This window comes from Polynucleobacter sp. JS-JIR-II-b4 (genome assembly GCF_018687815.1).
In the GTDB taxonomy this organism is placed as follows: Bacteria; Pseudomonadota; Gammaproteobacteria; order Burkholderiales; family Burkholderiaceae; genus Polynucleobacter.
Genome location: NZ_CP061306.1, coordinates 122,716 through 141,896 on the forward strand (window position 1 = coordinate 122,716; position 19,181 = coordinate 141,896).

Here is a 19,181-nt window from a genome sequence, read left to right on the forward strand (position 1 = left end):
AAGTTTTCAATATGGCATTAGATTTAGGTGTTTTTTGTAAAAGCACCTTAGACGGAGAAGTAGTTGATCACTGCTTCTCCTCTATATTTGGGCTTAGCCAAAATGCGGATCCCAGCTATCTAGACTGGTTGATGAAGGCGTGGGGCTGGACCTTGGCGGTAGCAGCTCTAGGTCTTGCAATCGCCTTGATTTTGGGCGCCGTGATGGGTACTTTGAGAACCCTGCCGGATAACGGCAGACTAAGCAGGGTGTTGGTGCGACTTTCAACTACTTGGGTAGAGTTATTTAGAAATATCCCAGTCTTAGTTCAGGTATTTCTCTGGTATCACGTTATCCCCGCATTTGTTCTGCCATTAAAAGCACTGCCATCGTATTGGTTAGTCAGTATTGCCTTGGGCTTTTTTACTTCTGCTCGCATAGCGGAGCAGGTGCGCGCTGGCATACAGTCTTTACCAAGCGGGCAACGAGCTGCAGCAACTGCGTTGGGCTTAACTACCCCGCAAACCTATCGCTATGTCATATTGCCTATGGCATTACGCATTGTCATTCCACCTCTGACATCTGAGAGTATGAATGTGATCAAAAACTCTTCAGTGGCCTTTGCGGTATCTGTACCTGAACTCACTTTATTTGCGATGCAGGCGCAAGAGGAAACTTCTCACGGCGTAGAGATTTATTTGGCGGTTACTGCGCTCTATGCCTTATCTGCGTTTGCCGTTAATCGTGTGATGGCTTTGATCGAAAAAAGAAGTCGTATCCCTGGTTTTATTGCCGCATCGAATGATGTAAGTCTGGCTCATTAAAGGAATGATATGTTGAGCTTAGACTTAAGTTTTTATAACTGGGAACTTTTCACAAATTATATTTTGAAGGGGTTGTTATTTAGTGTGCAGCTCACTGTCATTGCTACTGTTGGCGGCATTGTGGTCGGCACTTTCTTAGCATTGATGAGACTCTCCGGTAAGCCTTCTTTAGTTTATCCAGCAACGTTTTACGTTAATACCATGCGTTCCATTCCATTGGTAATGGTCATTCTTTGGTTCTTCTTGCTCATACCAATGTTGATCGGTAGACCTATTGGTGCGGACTTATCGGCCACCATTACCTTCATTGCATTTGAGGCTGCTTTCTTCTCGGAGATTGTTAGGGCCGGCATTCAGTCAGTTCCAAAAGGTCAGAGTTATGCTGGTGAGGCCTTGGGAATGACCTACGGCCAAAACATGCGCTTAGTCGTTTTGCCGCAAGCATTTAGAAATATGATTCCTGTCTTCATGACGCAGACCATCATCTTGTTCCAAGATACTTCTTTGGTTTATGCGATTGGCGCTTACGATCTCTTAAAAGGTTTTGAGATTGCTGGAAAAAATTATGGCCGTCCAATCGAAACCTATATCTTGGCTGCCGCTACGTATTTCATCATCTGTTTTTCACTGTCTAAAGCAGTGCGAGCCATTCAGGCAAAAGTTGCCATTATTCGCTAATTATTTTTTTTGATCGCTACACACTACATAGACCATCATGATTGAACTTCAAAACGTTTCTAAATGGTATGGCTCCTTTCAGGTTTTGACTGATTGCACAACGTCAATCAAGAAGGGAGAGGTGGTGGTTATTTGCGGTCCTTCAGGTTCAGGCAAGTCAACGTTAATTAAAACTATTAATGCGTTGGAACCATTTCAATCCGGTCAAATTTCCGTTGATGGTATTAATCTGCATGACCCTAAAACGAATCTACCTAGATTACGCGCTCGCGTGGGTATGGTGTTCCAGCACTTTGAACTTTTCCCACACTTAAGCATTACTGAGAATCTCACGCTTGCTCAAATCAAAGTATTGGGACGTTCGGCTGATGAAGCAAAAAAACATGGCCTGAAATATTTAGAGCGCGTTGGCTTGAGTGCTCAAAAAGATAAATTTCCGGGGCAGCTCTCTGGTGGTCAACAGCAACGTGTAGCTATTGCACGCGCATTGAGTATGGACCCGATTGTGATGTTGTTCGATGAGCCTACTTCTGCGCTTGATCCTGAAATGGTTGGTGAGGTTTTAGACGTTATGGTCAAGCTTGCTAATGAGGGTATGACTATGTGCTGCGTGACTCATGAAATGGGTTTTGCTCGCAAGGTTAGTCATCGGGTGATCTTCATGGATCAAGGCCGCATTATTGAGGATTGCACCAAGGATGAATTCTTTGACAATCCTGAAGCACGTTCGCCTAGAGCTAAGGACTTCTTGTCCAAAATATTGGCCGGATAAGATTTAACGAATCAGCATTTGTGCTAATTCATTGTTTTTGGCCTTTTCCCAGTTTGGACTTTGAGCTCCAATTCTTTGTCTTTGCGTAAGATTTTGAGAGAGGCTTCATTACCGGGGCCAATCTGTGCAATTTGATTTAATAGCTGTCTTACATCTTTAATGTCGTTGCCATTAACGGCAACCAGTACATCTCCAGGCTTGATTCCACCTTTGGCTGCAGGCCCAGCCTCTAGAACGCCTGATAGTAGAACGCCGGCCGTATTTTGAGGCAGCCCCAATGACTCCAAGAGTTCCCTGGATAAGTTTTGAGGCTCAACTCCGATCCAGCCGCGAGTAACACTGCCATTAGCAAGAATCGATTCCATCACCTGTTTTGCCAGGTTAACTGGGATGGCAAAACCAATTCCCATGGAGCCTCCATTGTTGGAATAAATAGCAGTATTAATTCCAATCAAATGGCCTCGTGTATCAACTAAGGCGCCACCAGAATTTCCAGGATTGATGGCGGCATCAGTTTGAATAAAGTTTTCAAAAGTATTAATGCCTACATGATCACGACCCAGGGCAGAAATAATCCCAGAGGTAACGGTTTGACCAACGCCAAATGGATTGCCAATAGCGAGTACAACATCACCAACGTGAATCGATTCAATTTTTCCTAAGGTGATCGGCGTTGGTAATTGTTTAACATCAATCTTTAATACAGCAATATCTGTTTCGGGGTCGCCGCCAATAATTTTGGCCTTTACTTTTCTGCCATCAGATAGCGCTACATCAATTTCATCTGCATCACTAATGACGTGATAATTGGTCAGAATAATTCCCTCTGGACTGACTATTACCCCGGAACCCAGGCTGGAGCTGGGTTCGGTGTCTGGTGGCTGATCCCCGAAAAAGAATTTAAATAAAGGATCTGCAGACTTATTGCTATTCTCTTTGCGAGTTTTAGGTTTTGTATTTGCCTTGCTCGTAAAAATATTGACAACAGCAGGCATCGATTTTTTTACAGCATCGTGATACGAGCCTGGACTAAGTGCAGAGCTATCGTAAGCACCCTCGCTCAGTGTGACGCTCTGCACCATGGAGCCCATTTGTGAGTCCGATATCCAATGTGGCTTGAGCGTAGCAACAATGAACCACGCAGCCAGCATTATCGTTACTGATTGCGCAAATAGTAACCAGAGTCGATTCAGCATTTTTTATGTGGATGTGAACAAATTATTTTTTTAGGCTGTCGCGAATTTCGCGCAGCAAAACGACATCTTCCGGAACTGGCGGAGGAGGTGGCGCATCCATTAGGCGAACTTTATTCACCACTTTGACCATTTGGAAAATGACGAATGCCAGAAGGACAAAATTGATAGAAATGGTAATGAAGTTGCCATAGGCAAAAATGGGTACACCGGCTTTTTTCAGGGCATCAAAGGTCCTGGGAACGCCGTCTGGAACATGGCCCAGTACGATAAAAAGGTTAGTAAAGTCGATATGCCCCCCTAAAAGGGTGGAAATTATGGGCATAACGATGTCGTTCACCAGGGAATCAACGATTTTCCCGAAGGCGCCGCCAATAATGACACCGACTGCCAAATCAATCACATTGCCCCTTACGGCAAAGTCGCGAAACTCCTTTAAAACGCTCATAAATGCTCCCTTTTTCGTATAGATACAGATTAATCCGAGATTAACCCCATAACTTTCTTGCTTACCCCACTTTTTACTTTAAAATCCTACCTTTAAGCAATTTCCACCCATAAATACCCTTTCTAGGAATTTTGTAAATGAGTGACAAGCCCTGTATGGACAAGGATCGCCGTAATTGGTTAATCGCCACTTCGGCGGTTGGTGGCGTAGGTGCCGCTGCTGCCCTTTACCCTTTTGTTGACAGTTTTGAGCCTTCTGAGCGTGCAAAAGCCGCTGGAGCTGCTGTCGAAATCGACATCACTGGTATGCAGCCAGATGAAATGAGAATGGTGGAGTGGCGCGGTAAGCCGGTTTGGGTGGTGCGTCGCACCCCTGAGCAGGTCGCTGAGTTGTCGAAGATTGATAACGAATTAGCTGATCCAAATTCATTGCGTGACCCATCTCAATTTACACCGCCTTATGCCCAGAATCAGTGGCGTTCCATTAAGCCCGAGTACTTGGTAGTTGTTGGTATTTGTACTCACTTGGGATGCTCTCCTAATGCCAAGTTTGAGGCTGGTCCTCAGCCATCCCTGCCAAACACATGGCCAGGCGGCTTCCTTTGCCCATGTCATGGCTCCACATTTGATATGGCAGGCCGTGTATTTAAGAACAAACCAGCCCCAGATAACCTTGAAGTGCCGCCACACATGTATTTGAGCGACACCAAGATTCTGGTTGGCGAAGATAAGAAGGCCTAAGGAGAGATAAATGGCATTCCACGAAAAAGAAGTTCCAGCAGACGCCTCTGCAGCCCAAAAGCTCATGGCTTGGGTTGACTCACGTCTACCGGTAACAGAGGCATTTAAGCGTCATATGAGCGAGTATTACGCTCCAAAAAATCTGAATTTCTTCTACATTTTTGGCGCATTAGCTATCGTAGTGTTAGTAAATCAGATTCTTACCGGTATTTTCTTGACCATGAACTATAAGCCTGATGCTGCAAAGGCTTTTGAGTCAGTTGAATACATCATGCGTGAAGTTCCGTGGGGCTGGATGATTCGCTATATGCACTCCACTGGCGCCTCTATGTTCTTTGTGGTGGTTTATATGCATATGTTCCGTGGTTTGATCTACGGTTCCTATCGCAAGCCACGTGAACTTATTTGGATCTTCGGTTGCGCAATTTTCTTGTGCTTGATGGGCGAGGCTTTCTTTGGTTACTTGCTCCCATGGGGTCAAATGTCCTATTGGGGCGCTCAAGTGATCGTGAACTTGTTCTCTGCAATTCCATTCGTTGGTCCAGACCTTTCCTTATGGTTGCGTGGTGACTATGTTGTGGGTGATGCAACCCTCAATCGTTTCTTCGCATTCCATGTGATTGCAATTCCATTGGTATTGGTTGGCTTGGTTGCAGCCCATATTTTGGCTCTGCATGAAGTGGGTTCCAACAATCCAGATGGCGTTGAAATTAAAGAGAACTTAGATGCAAATGGTCACCCAGTGGACGGCATTCCATTCCATCCTTACTACAGCGTGCATGATGTGATGTACCTGGGCGGCTTCTTGATTATCTTTGCAAGCATTGTGTTTTTTGCTCCAGAGATGGGTGGTTACTTCCTTGAAGCAAATAACTTCATCCCTGCAAATCCATTGCAAACGCCTCCGCATATTGCTCCGGTTTGGTATTTCACGCCGTTCTACTCCATGTTGCGCGCAACTACAACGAACTTCCTACTGCCTTTATGGATCTTCTTGGCAGTCATTCTTGGAATGTTTGCTCTGAAGAGTAAAAACCTCAAGGTGAAGGGCGCATGTGCTGCAATCGCTCTCGTATTGGCGGCTGGCTTCTACTTGTTTGATGCTAAGTTCTGGGGCGTTGTGATCATGGGTGGTTCTGTTGTGATCATGTTCTTCTTGCCTTGGCTTGATAACTCACCAGTGAAGTCCATTCGCTATCGCCCACATTTCCATAAATATATTTATGGCGTATTTGTGGTGAGCTTTGTGATCTTGGGTTACTTAGGTATTCAGCCACCATCACCAGTGTTTGAAAAGATTTCTCAGGTATGCACTATTTATTATCTGGGCTTCTTCTTAGGAATGCCGTTCTGGAGCACGCTTGGTAAATTTAAGCCAGTTCCATCACGCGTTACTTTTAAGTCCCATTAATTCAGACACCAAAGAGAAACTAGGAACTAGTATGAAACGAATTCTGCAAACTTTGATGGGCGTCTGCCAAGCAACAGTATTGGTTGCGGCCCTGGGCTTTGGCGTTCATGCCAATGCAAATGAAGGTGGCTTCCCTTTAGATCAAGCCCCTAATCGCGTTAGTAACAATGCCTCATTGCAAAACGGAGCAAAGATATTTGTGAACTACTGCTTGAACTGCCATGCAGCCGCAAGCATGCGTTACAACCGTTTACGCGATATTGGCTTGACCGATCAACAAATCAAAGACAACCTCATTTTGACTGATGCCAAAGTGGGTGACTTGATGACCATCTCGATGACGCCAAAAGAAGCTAAAGCCTGGTTTGGTAAGACTCCACCTGACCTATCGGTTGAGGCGCGTGCTCGAGGAGCGGACTGGCTTTACACCTACTTCCGTACTTTTTACAAAGATGACACGACTCAGACCGGTTGGAATAATTTGGTTTACCCTAAAGTCGGTATGCCGCACGTTCTCTGGCAGTTGCAAGGTGAGCGTACTGCCAAGTTTGAGGAGCGTAAAGATCCTCATGATGAAAGCAGAACAGAAGAAGTTTTTGTTGGGTTTGAGCAGTTAACTCCCGGCACAATGAAGCCGCAAGAGTATGACGACAATATCGCCGACTTAGTTGCTTTCATGTCATGGATGGCTGAGCCAGTGCAGTTAGAGCGTAAACGTCTTGGCGTAATAGTGCTCTTATTCTTGACTATCTTCACTCTCTTGGCTTGGCGCTTGAATAAAGCCTATTGGAAAGATATTCACTAATTGATTTAATGGATCCCAAGTTTGGGGTTCATTAATGAAAAGATTTAACGCTGTTGTGCGTTTGTTGTATTGAAGTAGAAATTTAAGGAAATAAATTTATGATGGTGTTGTACTCGGGTACTAACTGCCCATTCTCGCAACGCTGCCGTTTGGTGCTTTTTGAAAAAGGCATGGATTTTGAAATCCGCGATGTCGACTTGTTTAATAAGCCTGAAGATATTTCGGTAATGAACCCTTACGGCCAAGTACCCATCTTGGTTGAGCGTGATTTAATTTTGTACGAGTCAAACATCATCAATGAATATATTGATGAGCGTTTTCCTCACCCACAATTAATGCCGCCTGATCCCGTAGCACGCGCACGCGCACGCCTCTTCCTCTTCAATTTTGAGAAAGAATTGTTTGTGCACGTAGCTGCCCTGGAAAATGAAAAAGGTAAAGCTGCTGAAAAGACTCACGAAAAAGCACGTTTAGCGATTCGTGATCGTTTGACTCAGTTGGCACCAATTTTTGTTAAAAACAAATACATGTTGGGCGATGAGTTCTCTATGCTGGATGTAGCGATTGCGCCATTGTTGTGGCGTCTTGAGCATTACGGCATTGATCTGTCTCGCAATGCAGCAGCCTTACTGAAATACGCTGAGCGTATTTTTAGCAGACCTGCGTATATCGAGGCTTTGACTCCTTCTGAGAAGGTAATGCGCCGCTAAGCATTTCTAGCGGTTCATGATTCCTAGGCATGTCTGACATTCCAAGCAATAAACCTTATCTAATCCGTGCCCTACATCAGTGGTGCACGGATTTTGGTTTTACGCCCTTCATAGCGGTTTTTGTGGATGCCAGGGTTGAGGTTCCTATGGAGTTTGTGAAGAACGATGAGATTGTTCTAAATCTCTCCGTGGAAGCTTGCCATCAGTTGGCAATAGAAAACGATTGGATAAGCTTCCAGGCGAGATTTGGCGGCATTCCAAGAAAGATCATGGTCCCGGTCACCCATGTTCTAGCAATCTACGCCAGGGAAAATGGTCAAGGGATGTCTTTCCCATTTGATCCAGCTCAGGCCCGTGATCTTCATATTGCGGATTCTGAAGATCAGACCCCTGAAAAACCCAAAACTACAAGACCATCCTTGAAGATTGTGAAATAGGATAAAATACTAACCATTGCCCCTTTAGCTCATCTGGTAGAGCAACTGATTTGTAATCAGTAGGTGGTCTGTTCGAGTCGGACAAGGGGCACCACTCTTCACTTTGGCATTTACTTTCTCTAATGTCACATAAAAAAATCGGATTTGATGCAGGCTTGATGTCTCTTCGGGGCACTCATATTGCTATTTTCGATTACGCGCTTCAGAACAAAAAAATATTAGGCAATGAATCGATTATTTTTTACGATCGCCGCTCAGAGTTGGTGTAGCCATCTGTATTTCAAAAATTTCAAAAAGAATTTAATCTCATTCCATACGATCAGTTTTCAGAATTAAACTCTATCGCTGATAGCGGAATAATCGATGCGATGTATCTTATTAAATCTGGTGAGCGTGATGACTATATGCTTCCGGGAGTTCCCAATTTGATACATGCGGTTTTTCCGCAAAAGATTAAAGAGATGCATGGTGATATTTATGCCTATGTATCAAGCTGGTTGAGCGATGAGTGTTCCAATGGGAAGATTCCTTTTGTCCCTCACATTATTGATTTGCCTGTGCAGACAGGCTCACAAAGGCTGACCCTTGGGATCCCCGAAAGCGCAGTTGTATTTGGGTGTTATGGTGGTAGTGATAGTTTTAATCTGGATTTTGTGAAAAAAGTCATTGCTGAGCTGGTTGCTAAGAACCCTCAGATCTTTTTTCTGTTTATGAATATTGACCGTTTTATCGATCATCCGCAGGTCATTTTTCTCCCGGGTAATTCGGACTCCCTATTTAAATCAAGTTTTATCAATACTTGTGATGCCATGATTCATGCAAGAGGCATAGGTGAGAGTTTTGGCCTGGCTTGCGGAGAGTTCTCCATGCACAACAAGCCGGTAATTACTTATGCACTGTCCCCGCAACGCAATCATATTGATGTATTGGGATCAAAAGCGATTTTATATACAGGCCCAAAAGACTTAAGCGAAATCTTCTTAAATTTTGATAAGGCTGCAGCCCAAAAGCAAAATTGGGATTGTTACTCTCAAGATTTTTCACCAGCTGCCGTGATGAAAAAATTTCAGTCAGTATTCTTGAGTGATGGTGCAATCAAGAGGGCAGGCGTTAAGATCAACACTCTTGATAGGTTGCTCATTCAAGGAAAGCGTTTCAGAAAAAAGCTTCGCAGCCTATCCCGCAAGCTATATTTATAGATCTCCCCTAGTCCAGGAGCGATACCTTCCTGGTTTCAGGTAGGTAGAGAGCGGCAATAATTGCTGCTGTTGCTAGGAAGATAGTCGGATACCAGAGTCCCGCACTATCACTTTGCCACCGTTGATTTAGCCAAGTCACAATTAAGGGTAGTAAACCACCAATCCACCCTGCTGCTAAGTTATGCGGAAGTGTTGCCGCACTATTTCTAGTTTTGGCAGGAAAGAGTTCGGCTAGCATTGCAGTTTGTGGACCAACTACTAAGGCAAGAGCTAATGAAAGACAGATCAACAGCAGTCCAATAAAGATCAAGCTCAAACTATTACTTGGATTGGCTAGGTATTGCGCGCCTATTGCTTTAAGCAAATAAAATCCCGGCAAGATAAAGATCGCACCCAGGCAAAGTCCGCTGACTACAACTGGCTTTCGTCCAATCCTATCTGACAGCCAGCCCGCCAGAATAGTGAGTGGAAACAAGGCAAGGGTTGCATAAATGCTAAGTTGATCCACCAACTCTGGAGCCAGCTTTACGGAGGTTTTTAGGTAAATCGCTGTATACACTTGTACGCAAAAGAAAAGTACCGCTCCACCCGCAGAGATGCAGAAGAAAAGTAAAAACATCCGTTTACGGGTTTGTGGATCCCGAAAATTATTTAGTAGTGGACTTTCGGATTGCCGGTGGGTTTTACTGAGTTCCAAAAAGATAGGAGTTTCTTCTAAAGCCATGCGTGCTTTAAAGGCAATGAGAAGCAGCGCAATTGAAATCCAGAACGGCACACGCCAACCCCAAGATTGAAACTCCTCTGGTGACAGATAGTTTCTCAGTAGCGCAATTTGTAGAGTAGAAAATAGAATACCAAGTGGACCCATTAGCTGGAGGAAGCTCGTTTTAAACCCTCTATGCTCATTGCCAGCATGTTCAGTCAAATACACGGCGCTGCCACCGATTTCACCGCCAGCAGAAAGTCCTTGAAGTAAGCGCAAGCCAACCAATAGGATTGGCGCCCAAATTCCAACTTGAGCGTAGGTAGGTAAAAAGCCCACGCTAACAGTGGCAATCCCCATTAAGGCAATGGTGATCATAAAGACGGGCTTTCGACCAATACGATCCCCCATAGAGCCAAATATGGCCGCCCCAATAGGCCTAACTACCATTCCAACACCAAATGTCGCCAGACTGGCCAAAAGGGCTGTATTGGGGTCTGTGGAGGGAAAGAAGAGGGGGGCAAAAACCACCGCCAAGGTGGCAAAGGTGAGAAAGTCATACCACTCTAAAAAGGTTCCAAAGCAGGCTGCAATAGCTACTTTTCGATAGGAATAGGAATAGTGAAATGACATTAAGTTATTGATTATATTGAGTTTATCATATTGATGAAATATATTTGTTGCACAGCAGCAAAAACTTCTTGATTTGTCATATTCGTTCAGTTACAGTTTGATGGTGCAGTGCAATATTTAGGGTATCTACAGTTTTCCATCTCTTAAATCGTGCGCTTAATTGACTAGTTGTACCACTTAATTTCTGGAGAAATACATGAACCAAGACCAAATCACCGCTAAATTGTCCCAAATTAACAGCAAAGGCCTCGAGGCTTCCTTTTCTCTGAGCGAAGCTGCTTTGGAAAATGCTCAAAAATTGGCTGAGCTGAACTATGCAGCTTCTAAAGATGTATTGGTAAATGCACAAGACGGCATTCAACAAGTATTAACAGCTAAAGATCCGAAACAAGTTACTGAAATCTTTACTGCCGATTCTTTGCAATCTGCAGGTAGCCAAGCTGTTGCTTACCAAAAGAAAGTTAGCAAAGTATTGCGCGATAGCAATAAAGAATTTGCAAATGTAGTTGATGCAAGTATTGACCAAATGCAAGATGGTTTCCAAGATTGGATCAACACTGTTGCAGCTAATGCGCCTGCAGGTTCCGAAACTTTCTTATCATCATTTAAGACTGTATACGGTAGCGCATTGCAAGGTTTTGAACAGTTCCGCGCTGCAAGCAAAGAAGCTTTTGCAACTGCAGAAAAAACTGCTGATCAAGCAATCGAAACTGTACAAGGTCAAATCGCTCAAGTGAAGAAAGCTGCTACTCCTGCATCACGTAGCCGCAAAGCAGCTTAATTTATAGCTGTTTTCAACTCAGTAGCAAGCATTAAAAAACCCCGCTTAGTGCAAACTAGGCGGGGTTTTTGTTTGAATGTATTATTCAAAGTCGGAAGAGGATTCAATCAAGTGTGGGGCTAGGTTCTTGCTGGGCTTGACGCCTAACTCACGTACCTTTTCAGCAGAGCGGATCAGATTTCCCTTGCCAGTTTTTAATTTATTGAATGCATCGTGATAGCTTGTTTGTGCTTGATCTAATCGTTGCCCCAATTTTTCCAGATCATCTACAAAACCAACAAACTTATCGTAAAGATTTCCACACTGTTTTGCGATCTCTAGAGCATTGCGGTTTTGATGGTCTTGTCGCCATAGATGAGCAACTGTGCGAAGTGTCGCCATAAGAGTGCTTGGACATACCAACACAATATTTTTTGCTAAAGCTTCTTGATATAGATTCGGGGCAGTTTTCAATGCGAGTAAGAACGCAGGCTCTATAGGCACAAACATCAAGACAAAGTCGACGGAACCCACGCCATAAAGAGAGCTATAGTTCTTTCCAGAAAGCCCTTGGATATGTTGACGCAGTGATTGGATATGCGCAGCTAGTTCTTGCTCAGCAACTACGGGGTCAGTAGTCTCGGCATGGCGGGCATATGCCGTTATGGATACCTTACTGTCAACGACCAGACTTCTACCTTCTGGTAACTTAATCACGACGTCGGGCTGGAGGCGCGAGCCATCTGCTTGCGTATGACTGTCTTGCACAAGATACTCTTCGCCCTTGCGAAGGCCGGAGGACTCCAGAATAGACTCCAGCACTAACTCACCCCAATTGCCTTGGACCTTGGAGTCACCTTTTAATGCTTGGGTTAGCGAGCGAGTCTCATCTGACATGCGTAGATTGAGATTGGCTAAGCGTTCGATTTCGCTTTTGAGGGCATGGCGCTCACGAGCCTCATTGCCATAAGAAGTGCTAACTTGCTCTTTAAATTCAGTGAGCTTGGTTTGCAATGGCTTTAATAGGGCATCCAAGCTAGCTGCATTTTGCTCGGTAAAGCGCTTGGATTTATCTTCCAAAATCTCGTTAGCTAAATTTTTGAACTGGTTTGTCAAAGCCTCTTTAGCTTCATTCAGGGATTCAATTCTGCCTAAACCTTGTTTGCGTTCAGAGTCCAATTCTGCCTCTAGGCGAATCGCATTTTGTAGTGCTTGATCGCGCTCGCTACGCAAGCTGAGTGCTAGGGCAATTTCTGTCTGGGCTTGCAGCTCAAGGCGTGCAAGGGTAGAGCGTAGGTTTAACGCGTAAACTAAAAGGCCTGCACAAACTCCAAATGGCAGGCCAAATAGTAGAAGAGATCCTAAATCAAAAGTCACAGCAAAAAATTGATTAGGCTTTAACCAGCTTTTGAAGTTCACCAGACTGGAACATTTCAGTCATGATGTCAGAGCCACCAATAAATTCACCATTGATATAGAGCTGTGGAATCGTTGGCCAATTTGCGAATTCTTTAATACCTTGGCGAATTCCCGCATCTTCCAAGACGTTCACGGTATGGAGGTTTTCAACACCGCTAGCGCGCAAGATATTGATGGCATTTCCAGAGAAGCCACATTGTGGAAACTGTGCAGTTCCCTTCATAAACAATACAACCGGGTGGCTAGTAACGATTTCTTTAATTTGAGCTTGTGAGTCCATATATTCTTTCTACTAAGTTTCTACTACGGCAGTCTTATTGCAAAGACGGTTTGAAAATAAGGTTTGCTTGATTTTAAGACTTAATGTGGAAAAAGGTTATTTCACCCTATTTTCTGCCCGAGGCGACGCGGTAATGGCCACCCAAATCCAAATGCGTTTGGACATCCTGAAAGCCCGCTTGCTTCATGAGGGCTACAACCGCTTCTGATTGGTCAAAGCCATGCTCAACGGCAAGCAAGCCATTGGGGTTTAGATGGTTTTTGGCGCCGGAAATAATGTTTTTTAAGCAGGTGAGTCCGTTGCCATGATCGGTAAGGGCAGAAATTGGCTCAAAGCGCAGGTCACCCTGGCTTAGATGTGCATCTTGGGATGTTATGTATGGCGGATTGCTCAGAATGACATCAAAAGCAGCGGTATCTTCAATTGCTTCATACCAGCTGCCTTGGAAAAATTGCACGCAAGATTCGACATTCAAAAGTTTGGCATTTATTTTGGCAATTTCTAGCGCTTCTAAGGATTGATCGGTTGCGGTAAGTTGTGCATTTAGAGCTTTGTGCGCAATGGCTAAAGCAATGGCGCCCGAGCCTGTCCCTAAATCTAAGATTTTTGTCGGAGCATTCAAGCGTTTAATTTCACGCAAGCCTATCTCCACCAAGAGCTCAGTTTCGGGGCGCGGTATCAGTACTCCAGGAGCAACATAAAGCTCAATATTGTGAAAGCCTCTTTTGCCAATTAGGTATGCAATAGGCTCGCCCTGAATTCTCTTGGATTCAAGTATTTTCCACTCTTCAAGCGCCTTAACGCTGAGCTCTAAATCATCGCGCGATAGTAGAGCGGAGCGCGGAAGTTGGTAATGCTTTTCCAGAATGTAAGCCATCAGAATTTTCGCCTCAGCGGTAGCGAGTACTGAATCGCTCAATAGGGAGCGTAGGCTTAAATCCTGATTCACGGATTTTGTGATCGCTTAATTGTCACCAAGGGCAGCAAGTAACTCTGCTTGATGTTCAGATGCAAGAGCATTACAAAGATCATCGATATCCCCATCCATCATGGCGTCAATTTTATAAAGCGTGAGATTGATGCGGTGGTCAGTGATACGGCCTTGTGGGAAGTTATAAGTACGAATGCGATCACTGCGATCCCCTGATCCTACGAGGGATTTTCGGGTTTGAGCCTCAAGCTTATGTTTCTCTCGCTCACGCGCATCCATGATGCGAGAAACCAATACCTTCATGGCTTGTTCGCGGTTGCGGTGTTGGCTGCGATCGTCTTGGCACTCAACTACGGTACCTGTTGGCAGGTGGGTAATGCGGACCGCAGAATCTGTTTTATTAATATGCTGACCACCAGCACCTGAAGCGCGGAAGGTATCAATACGTAACTCTGCAGGATTAATTTTGACCGCCTCAAGTTCATCTGCTTCTGGCATGACGGCTACAGTGCAAGCGGAGGTATGAATACGACCCTGCGTTTCTGTTTGTGGAACCCGTTGCACGCGATGACCACCAGATTCAAACTTAAGACGTGAGTAAACAGACTGTCCAACGAGACGAAGGACTACTTCTTTGTATCCACCTAAGTCAGATTCAGCAGCGCTGACCATTTCTACTTTCCAGCCTTGGCGTTCAGCGAACCGGGTATACATACGTAGTAGATCGCCGGCAAAGAGTGCGCTCTCGTCACCACCAGTGCCTGCACGAATCTCTAAGAAAACGTTGCGATCATCATTTTCATCTTTAGGAAGCAGAAGCTTTTGTAATGTGCCCGCAAGTGCTTCCATCGTAGCCAAAGCCTGCTTCTGCTCATCATCGGCAAAGTCCTTCATTTCAGGATCTTTGCGCATTTCCTCTGCTGCTTGGGCGTCCTCCTCGGCTTGCTTATAAAGGCCAAACTGCTCTACTACGGTAGCAATATCAGAATGTTCACGCGTGAGCTTCCGATAAGCATCCATGTCTTTGGTTGCTTCTTCGGAGGTTAATAAGGAGTTAAGTTCGGCTAAGCGCGTGTCTAGGTGGTCTAGCTTAGCCCGCATGCTGGGCTTCATCTAATGGTCTTCTGGCTTGGAATGCGAGGCGAATAGTTTGGGTAACAACTTAATCAAGGCGTCACGCTCAGCGCCATTAGAGTGTTGCAATGCATGGAGAGAGCCATGCAGAAATTTATTGGTTAGACCTTGTGCCATAGCATTGAGAACTTCTTGCGGATCATCGCCACGCATCAAGCGTTTCATTGCGCGCTCGAGTTCAAGTTGACGCAAACGTTCGCCTTGTTGCTGAATATCCTGAATCAGTGGAACCGCGTTGCGACCTTGCATCCAATGCATAAAGTTACCAACACGATCTTCGATGATCGCTTCAGCTTGGCTTACTGCCGCTTGACGTAAGTTGGCGCCAGTCTGAATCATCATCCCTAAATCATCAACTGTGTAGAGATAGATGTCATCCAGTCTGGAGATTTCAGGTTCAAAATCCCGCGGCACTGCTAAATCAATCATCACCATCGGCTTGTGGCGACGTTGTTTCAAGGCGCTCTCCACCATGCCAAGCCCAATAATAGGCAGGGATGAGGCGGTGCTAGAAACAATAATGTCGAACTCGTGCAGGCGCCCTGGTAGCTCTGAGAGCTTGAAGGACTCAGCCTCAACGTCTTGTTCAGAAATAGAGTCCGCAAGCTCCTGACCACGTTCTATAGTGCGGTTAGCAATCGCTACTGTTTTCGGTTTGCGCGCCACAAAATGCGTTGCACATAAGGTGATCATTTCACCGGCGCCGATAAACAAAATCTTTTGATCTGCAATTTTTTCAAAGATACGCTCTGAGAGGCGAACAGAGGCTGCAGCCATTGAAATAGAGTGTGCGCCGATTTCAGTAGAGCCGCGTACTTCTTTGGCAACTGAAAATGTTTTCTGGAAAAGTTGATTGAGATAGGTTCCCAATACACCGGCATCGTTTGCGGTGCGAACTGCATCTTTCATTTGACCTAAGATTTGTGTTTCGCCAATCACCATGGAATCTAAGCCACATGCAACTCTGAATGCGTGACGAACTGCGTCTGATTGAGGCAAGGAGTAAATATGAGGCTCAAGGCTACTTGGTGCAAGCTGTTGAGTTTTGGCTAGCCAATCAAACGTAGCTTCATGTAAAAGACCCGCAGCACTGGCATCATTTGCAGCACAGTAGACCTCGGTGCGGTTACAGGTCGACAAAATCGTAGCTTCGGGAAGCCCGGCCTGATTCGCGCCAACCAAATGTTGGCGAAGATCGTGCAACGCTTCTTGAAGAAATTCAGGGTCAAAGGCGACCTTTTCCCGAATGGCGACCGGCGCTGTGTGATGATTGATGCCGAGTGTCAACAACTTCATAATGGCAATTATAGATTTGATGGCAGCATTAATGGGGGTATCAATGGGGTTTTTGGCTTTTCTGGTGATTGGAGGTGTTTCTGGGCTGTCAGCCTGGATTTTTTACCCCGTAGCTTCTGACGGGGTCAAGCGCGGCAGGATTCTGATGGCCTTCTTGCTGGGATCTATTGCGGCGGCTGCTAGCTCGTATGCAGGGCAATACTGGGATCTTTTCCAATCGGGGCAAATACTCGAGTGGGCTAGCGCTATTTTTGCTGCCTGTGCAGTCGGATGTGTTTTTACTGCTTTAGCTAAATAAGTCGGTCTGACTGTTCTCCACCCACCGAATAGGTGCGCTCTTTTGTTCAATCAGCCATTGATTGGCTTTAGTGAAGTGACTGCAACTGGTCTTGCCCCCAGGCTCCAAAAAAGGCTTGTCCGTCTTGTATACGCCAAGACCAGATGGATGGGAGGATTGCAAGATCAAAGGATTCTGACCACCTTCAATGAGTGGCAGCTTAGATTGAGCATGACCACCCCATAGCATCCAGACAACATGCGGCCTTGTTTTGGATAAAGTGCTGATCAAATGATCAATGAAGCTTTTCCACCCTAGACTCGTATGACTGCCAGCCTCGCCCAATTTGACACTCAAAGCTGTATTAAGAAGAAGCACTCCTTGCTCGGCCCAATTGTGAAGATCACCATTCGGTAAAGACCCAAAACCTTCTAATGCCAATGCTTTACTGATGTTGCGTAGTGAGCTGGGAAATTCTCGTGAATTGATTGCAATCTCAACAGGTATCGAAAAGGCTAGCCCTTGCGCTAGCCCTGGTGAGTGATAAGGATCTTGGCCCAAGATCACCACCTTTACAGAATTAACAGGGCAAAGTTTGAGAGCTTTAAAAAAGTTCTGAGGCTCTGGTCGAACAATTTCAGCATCAAGAGCAGTCTGCAAATTTTTTTCTAGCGAGCCCCAATCTGCTGACTCGAAATAATTCCCCAGTAATTCTTGCCAGTCATGCGGGATATCGTCTTTTGAAAATAGTGCTTTCAATTTCGATCAGACATCTTTCTTAGGTGTCAGTTCATATTGCATAGGTATCTGGGTAGATTGCATTGAAACCATGCGCTCATGCTCTAGATCATCGCGATAGAAAGTAATGCGGGCAAGGGAGTTTTCAGAAAGGCTGCCTAAGACTCTGTCCCAGCGGGCGCCAATGACACGCTGCCCATCAATACTGGCTAGTAAATCACCGGCTGATAGGCCTGCTGCTTGGGCAATTCCGCCATCAAGCACATGGGTAACCTTAAGCCAACCATTGGCGTCTGTATGACGCATCCCAAACTGCAGCTTGAGTTTTTCCAGCGTGGACTGCGATTTTGTTTTTACAGAAATAAGATTTGAGCCAATCCATTTTTGCAGCGGAACATCTTCTGTGCCAAAAATATAGCGGGCCTTCATCTCATTCCAGGTCTTGCTAAAGCCATTACCTAGCAATTCAAAAATTAAATCATCTAGCCCGTCTTCCGTAATGCCGTCAAAGGTGACGCCATGCTTATTCCAAAGTAGGCGCATGAAGTCATCTAGAGACTGTTTATTTTTAGTGAATGCGCGAATCTGTAAGTCAAGACCAAGTGCTACTAAGGCACCTTTGCCGTAGTAGCTGACAACCGTATTTGGCGTATTCTCATCCGCTTGGTAATACTTGGTCCAGGCATCAAAAGAGCTGTCAGCAAGGCTTTGCTTATGGCGTCCAGGGCCGCGTAAGATTCCGTTCCAGTTATCCGCAACGAGTTTTAGATAAGTCTTGAGGTCAATTCGTTTACTACGCAGTAGTTGGAGATCGTCGTAGTAACTGGTGAAGCCTTCAAACACCCACAGTAAGCGAGTGTGATTACGCTTGGCCAGATCATACGGTTGAAAGGCTTTTGGCTGAATGCGCTTAACCAGCCATGCATGAAAATACTCGTGACTACACAGGCCTAAAAATTCTCTATACGTAGATTCTTCAAAGAGAGTGTTTTCTTGGGGGATTTGATCGCGTCTGCAAAGTAACGCGGTACTATTACGATGCTCAAGTCCACCATAACCATTTAATACCGCATTGACTAAGAAAAGATATTCATTAAAAGGAGCGCGCTTAGATTTTGGTTCAAAGAGATCAATAGTGCTGGTGCAGATTGCTTGTAAATCTTGTGCAAGGCGCTTGGCATCAACAATATGATTGCAGCCCTGTATTGCCATGCGATGAGCTACACCATTTGATTTCCAGTGCACCAGTTGGAACTCGCCCATGGCTACAGGGTGATCCAATAAATCATCATAATTTCGTGCCAGATAAAAACCAAACCCACGCTCATCTATCTTGGCGGCCCTCAAGGTGGTTTGAACTGTCCAGTGGTCAGCAAAGGCAAGTTCTGGCGCCGTGATAGCGAGCGAGCAAGGCAAATGCTCTTGCCCTTTGACGGCTAGACATAGGCTAGTGGCGTTAAAGAAGGCGCGCTCGGTATCTAGATACGCTGCACGTACTGAAGAATCAAAAGCATAAACAGTGCTGAGCACCTCTATCGGACCATTGCATGGTGGTAAGCGCCAATGGTCATTATCAATACGTTCGAGCGTTATTTTTCTCTTAGCGCCTTCTGCTGAAAACGCTTCAATTGATTCGACATGTTTGCTGAAATCACGAATTAAATAACTGCCTGGAATCCAGGCTGGCATTTGCAGCACCTGTCCATCGGGATCGGGGTTAGCAATATGCAGTTTGACGCGATAGCGATGGCCGTGCAGATCGGCCGGCCAGACCGTATATTGAATTGCGGGTAAGTCGGCATGGTTCATGATAT

Annotated in this window: 21 protein-coding genes and 1 tRNA gene; 12 read left to right on the forward strand and 10 right to left on the reverse strand. The window is 45.3% G+C overall.

The window, feature by feature from the left end:
* The first annotated feature begins 11 nt into the window (after nt 1-11).
* The 3 genes from ICV90_RS00710 to ICV90_RS00720 are packed head-to-tail and all read left to right on the forward strand — an operon-like array spanning nt 12 to nt 2,253.
* Nucleotides 12-803, forward strand: a complete 792-nt coding sequence (locus tag ICV90_RS00710) for an amino acid ABC transporter permease (protein ID WP_215358879.1) — start codon at nt 12-14, stop codon at nt 801-803.
* Between the two features lie 9 nt (nt 804-812).
* Complete coding sequence (locus tag ICV90_RS00715; protein ID WP_215358880.1) at nt 813-1,481, forward strand: amino acid ABC transporter permease; 669 nt, start codon at nt 813-815, stop codon at nt 1,479-1,481.
* Between the two features lie 37 nt (nt 1,482-1,518).
* The gene (locus ICV90_RS00720) at nt 1,519-2,253 is read left to right on the forward strand and encodes an amino acid ABC transporter ATP-binding protein (RefSeq protein WP_215358881.1); all 735 of its coding nucleotides are present in this window, start codon (nt 1,519-1,521) and stop codon (nt 2,251-2,253) included.
* Nucleotides 2,254-2,276: 23 nt separating this feature from the next.
* On the opposite strand, the gene ICV90_RS00725 is transcribed toward ICV90_RS00720, so the two are convergent.
* Nucleotides 2,277-3,449 (reverse strand): Do family serine endopeptidase, encoded by a 1,173-nt coding sequence (locus ICV90_RS00725; RefSeq protein ID WP_215358882.1) that lies wholly within the window; start codon nt 3,447-3,449, stop codon nt 2,277-2,279.
* A 22-nt stretch (nt 3,450-3,471) separates the two neighbouring features.
* Entirely contained in the window at nt 3,472-3,894 is a 423-nt protein-coding gene (gene mscL / locus ICV90_RS00730; protein WP_215358883.1) for a large conductance mechanosensitive channel protein MscL, read from the reverse strand.
* Between the two features lie 137 nt (nt 3,895-4,031).
* Between mscL and petA the strand changes: the two genes are divergently transcribed.
* The 7 genes from petA (at nt 4,032) to ICV90_RS00765 (ending at nt 9,196) form a co-directional block, all read left to right on the forward strand.
* The gene (petA, locus tag ICV90_RS00735; RefSeq protein WP_215358884.1) at nt 4,032-4,634 is read left to right on the forward strand and encodes a ubiquinol-cytochrome c reductase iron-sulfur subunit; all 603 of its coding nucleotides are present in this window, start codon (nt 4,032-4,034) and stop codon (nt 4,632-4,634) included.
* 10 nt (nt 4,635-4,644) lie between these two features.
* A complete protein-coding gene (locus ICV90_RS00740) occupies nt 4,645-6,045 on the forward strand; it encodes a cytochrome bc complex cytochrome b subunit (RefSeq protein WP_215358885.1) in 1,401 nt (466 codons plus the stop codon).
* A gap of 31 nt (nt 6,046-6,076) precedes the next feature.
* Nucleotides 6,077-6,850 carry a cytochrome c1 gene (locus ICV90_RS00745; protein WP_215358886.1) on the forward strand — a complete coding sequence of 258 codons (774 nt, stop codon included), beginning with the start codon at nt 6,077-6,079 and terminating at the stop codon, nt 6,848-6,850.
* Between the two features lie 98 nt (nt 6,851-6,948).
* Nucleotides 6,949-7,560: a glutathione S-transferase N-terminal domain-containing protein gene (locus ICV90_RS00750; protein ID WP_028819209.1), complete on the forward strand. Its 612-nt coding sequence runs from the start codon at nt 6,949-6,951 to the stop codon at nt 7,558-7,560.
* Nucleotides 7,561-7,589: 29 nt separating this feature from the next.
* On the forward strand, nt 7,590-7,997 hold the full coding sequence (locus ICV90_RS00755; RefSeq protein WP_215358887.1) for a ClpXP protease specificity-enhancing factor: 408 nt from the start codon (nt 7,590-7,592) through the stop codon (nt 7,995-7,997).
* A gap of 18 nt (nt 7,998-8,015) precedes the next feature.
* Nucleotides 8,016-8,091: transfer RNA gene (locus ICV90_RS00760), tRNA-Thr, on the forward strand.
* Between the two features lie 274 nt (nt 8,092-8,365).
* Nucleotides 8,366-9,196 carry a hypothetical protein gene (locus ICV90_RS00765; RefSeq protein WP_251367749.1) on the forward strand — a complete coding sequence of 277 codons (831 nt, stop codon included), beginning with the start codon at nt 8,366-8,368 and terminating at the stop codon, nt 9,194-9,196.
* A gap of 7 nt (nt 9,197-9,203) precedes the next feature.
* Here ICV90_RS00765 and ICV90_RS00770 read toward each other — a convergent pair whose 3' ends face one another.
* Nucleotides 9,204-10,532: an MFS transporter gene (locus ICV90_RS00770; RefSeq protein ID WP_215358888.1), complete on the reverse strand. Its 1,329-nt coding sequence runs from the start codon at nt 10,530-10,532 to the stop codon at nt 9,204-9,206.
* A 196-nt stretch (nt 10,533-10,728) separates the two neighbouring features.
* Here ICV90_RS00770 and ICV90_RS00775 point away from each other — a divergent pair, with 196 nt between their 5' ends.
* The gene (locus ICV90_RS00775) at nt 10,729-11,313 is read left to right on the forward strand and encodes a phasin family protein (RefSeq protein ID WP_215358889.1); all 585 of its coding nucleotides are present in this window, start codon (nt 10,729-10,731) and stop codon (nt 11,311-11,313) included.
* An 81-nt stretch (nt 11,314-11,394) separates the two neighbouring features.
* On the opposite strand, the gene rmuC is transcribed toward ICV90_RS00775, so the two are convergent.
* The 5 genes from rmuC to hemA form a co-directional block, all read right to left on the reverse strand.
* Complete coding sequence (gene rmuC, locus ICV90_RS00780) at nt 11,395-12,711, reverse strand: DNA recombination protein RmuC (protein ID WP_251367750.1); 1,317 nt, start codon at nt 12,709-12,711, stop codon at nt 11,395-11,397.
* Entirely contained in the window at nt 12,683-12,991 is a 309-nt protein-coding gene (gene grxD / locus ICV90_RS00785; protein WP_072583421.1) for a Grx4 family monothiol glutaredoxin, read from the reverse strand. The genes rmuC and grxD overlap by 29 nt, the downstream gene beginning before the upstream one ends.
* A gap of 106 nt (nt 12,992-13,097) precedes the next feature.
* Complete coding sequence (prmC, locus tag ICV90_RS00790; RefSeq protein WP_215358890.1) at nt 13,098-13,940, reverse strand: peptide chain release factor N(5)-glutamine methyltransferase; 843 nt, start codon at nt 13,938-13,940, stop codon at nt 13,098-13,100.
* 15 nt (nt 13,941-13,955) lie between these two features.
* Nucleotides 13,956-15,035, reverse strand: a complete 1,080-nt coding sequence (prfA, locus tag ICV90_RS00795) for a peptide chain release factor 1 (RefSeq protein ID WP_215358891.1) — start codon at nt 15,033-15,035, stop codon at nt 13,956-13,958.
* A complete protein-coding gene (gene hemA / locus ICV90_RS00800; RefSeq protein ID WP_215358892.1) occupies nt 15,036-16,352 on the reverse strand; it encodes a glutamyl-tRNA reductase in 1,317 nt (438 codons plus the stop codon).
* Nucleotide 16,353: 1 nt separating this feature from the next.
* Between hemA and ICV90_RS00805 the strand changes: the two genes are divergently transcribed.
* Nucleotides 16,354-16,650: a hypothetical protein gene (locus tag ICV90_RS00805; RefSeq protein ID WP_251367751.1), complete on the forward strand. Its 297-nt coding sequence runs from the start codon at nt 16,354-16,356 to the stop codon at nt 16,648-16,650.
* Here ICV90_RS00805 and ICV90_RS00810 read toward each other — a convergent pair.
* Together ICV90_RS00810 and ICV90_RS00815 are read right to left on the reverse strand one after the other, a co-directional pair.
* The gene (locus ICV90_RS00810) at nt 16,639-17,388 is read right to left on the reverse strand and encodes a uracil-DNA glycosylase (RefSeq protein ID WP_215358893.1); all 750 of its coding nucleotides are present in this window, start codon (nt 17,386-17,388) and stop codon (nt 16,639-16,641) included. The two genes, ICV90_RS00805 and ICV90_RS00810, sit on opposite strands and share 12 nt — an antisense overlap.
* Before the next feature lie 6 nt (nt 17,389-17,394).
* Nucleotides 17,395-19,176, reverse strand: a complete 1,782-nt coding sequence (locus ICV90_RS00815; RefSeq protein WP_215358894.1) for a M61 family metallopeptidase — start codon at nt 19,174-19,176, stop codon at nt 17,395-17,397.
* Between the last annotated feature and the right edge of the window lie 5 nt (nt 19,177-19,181).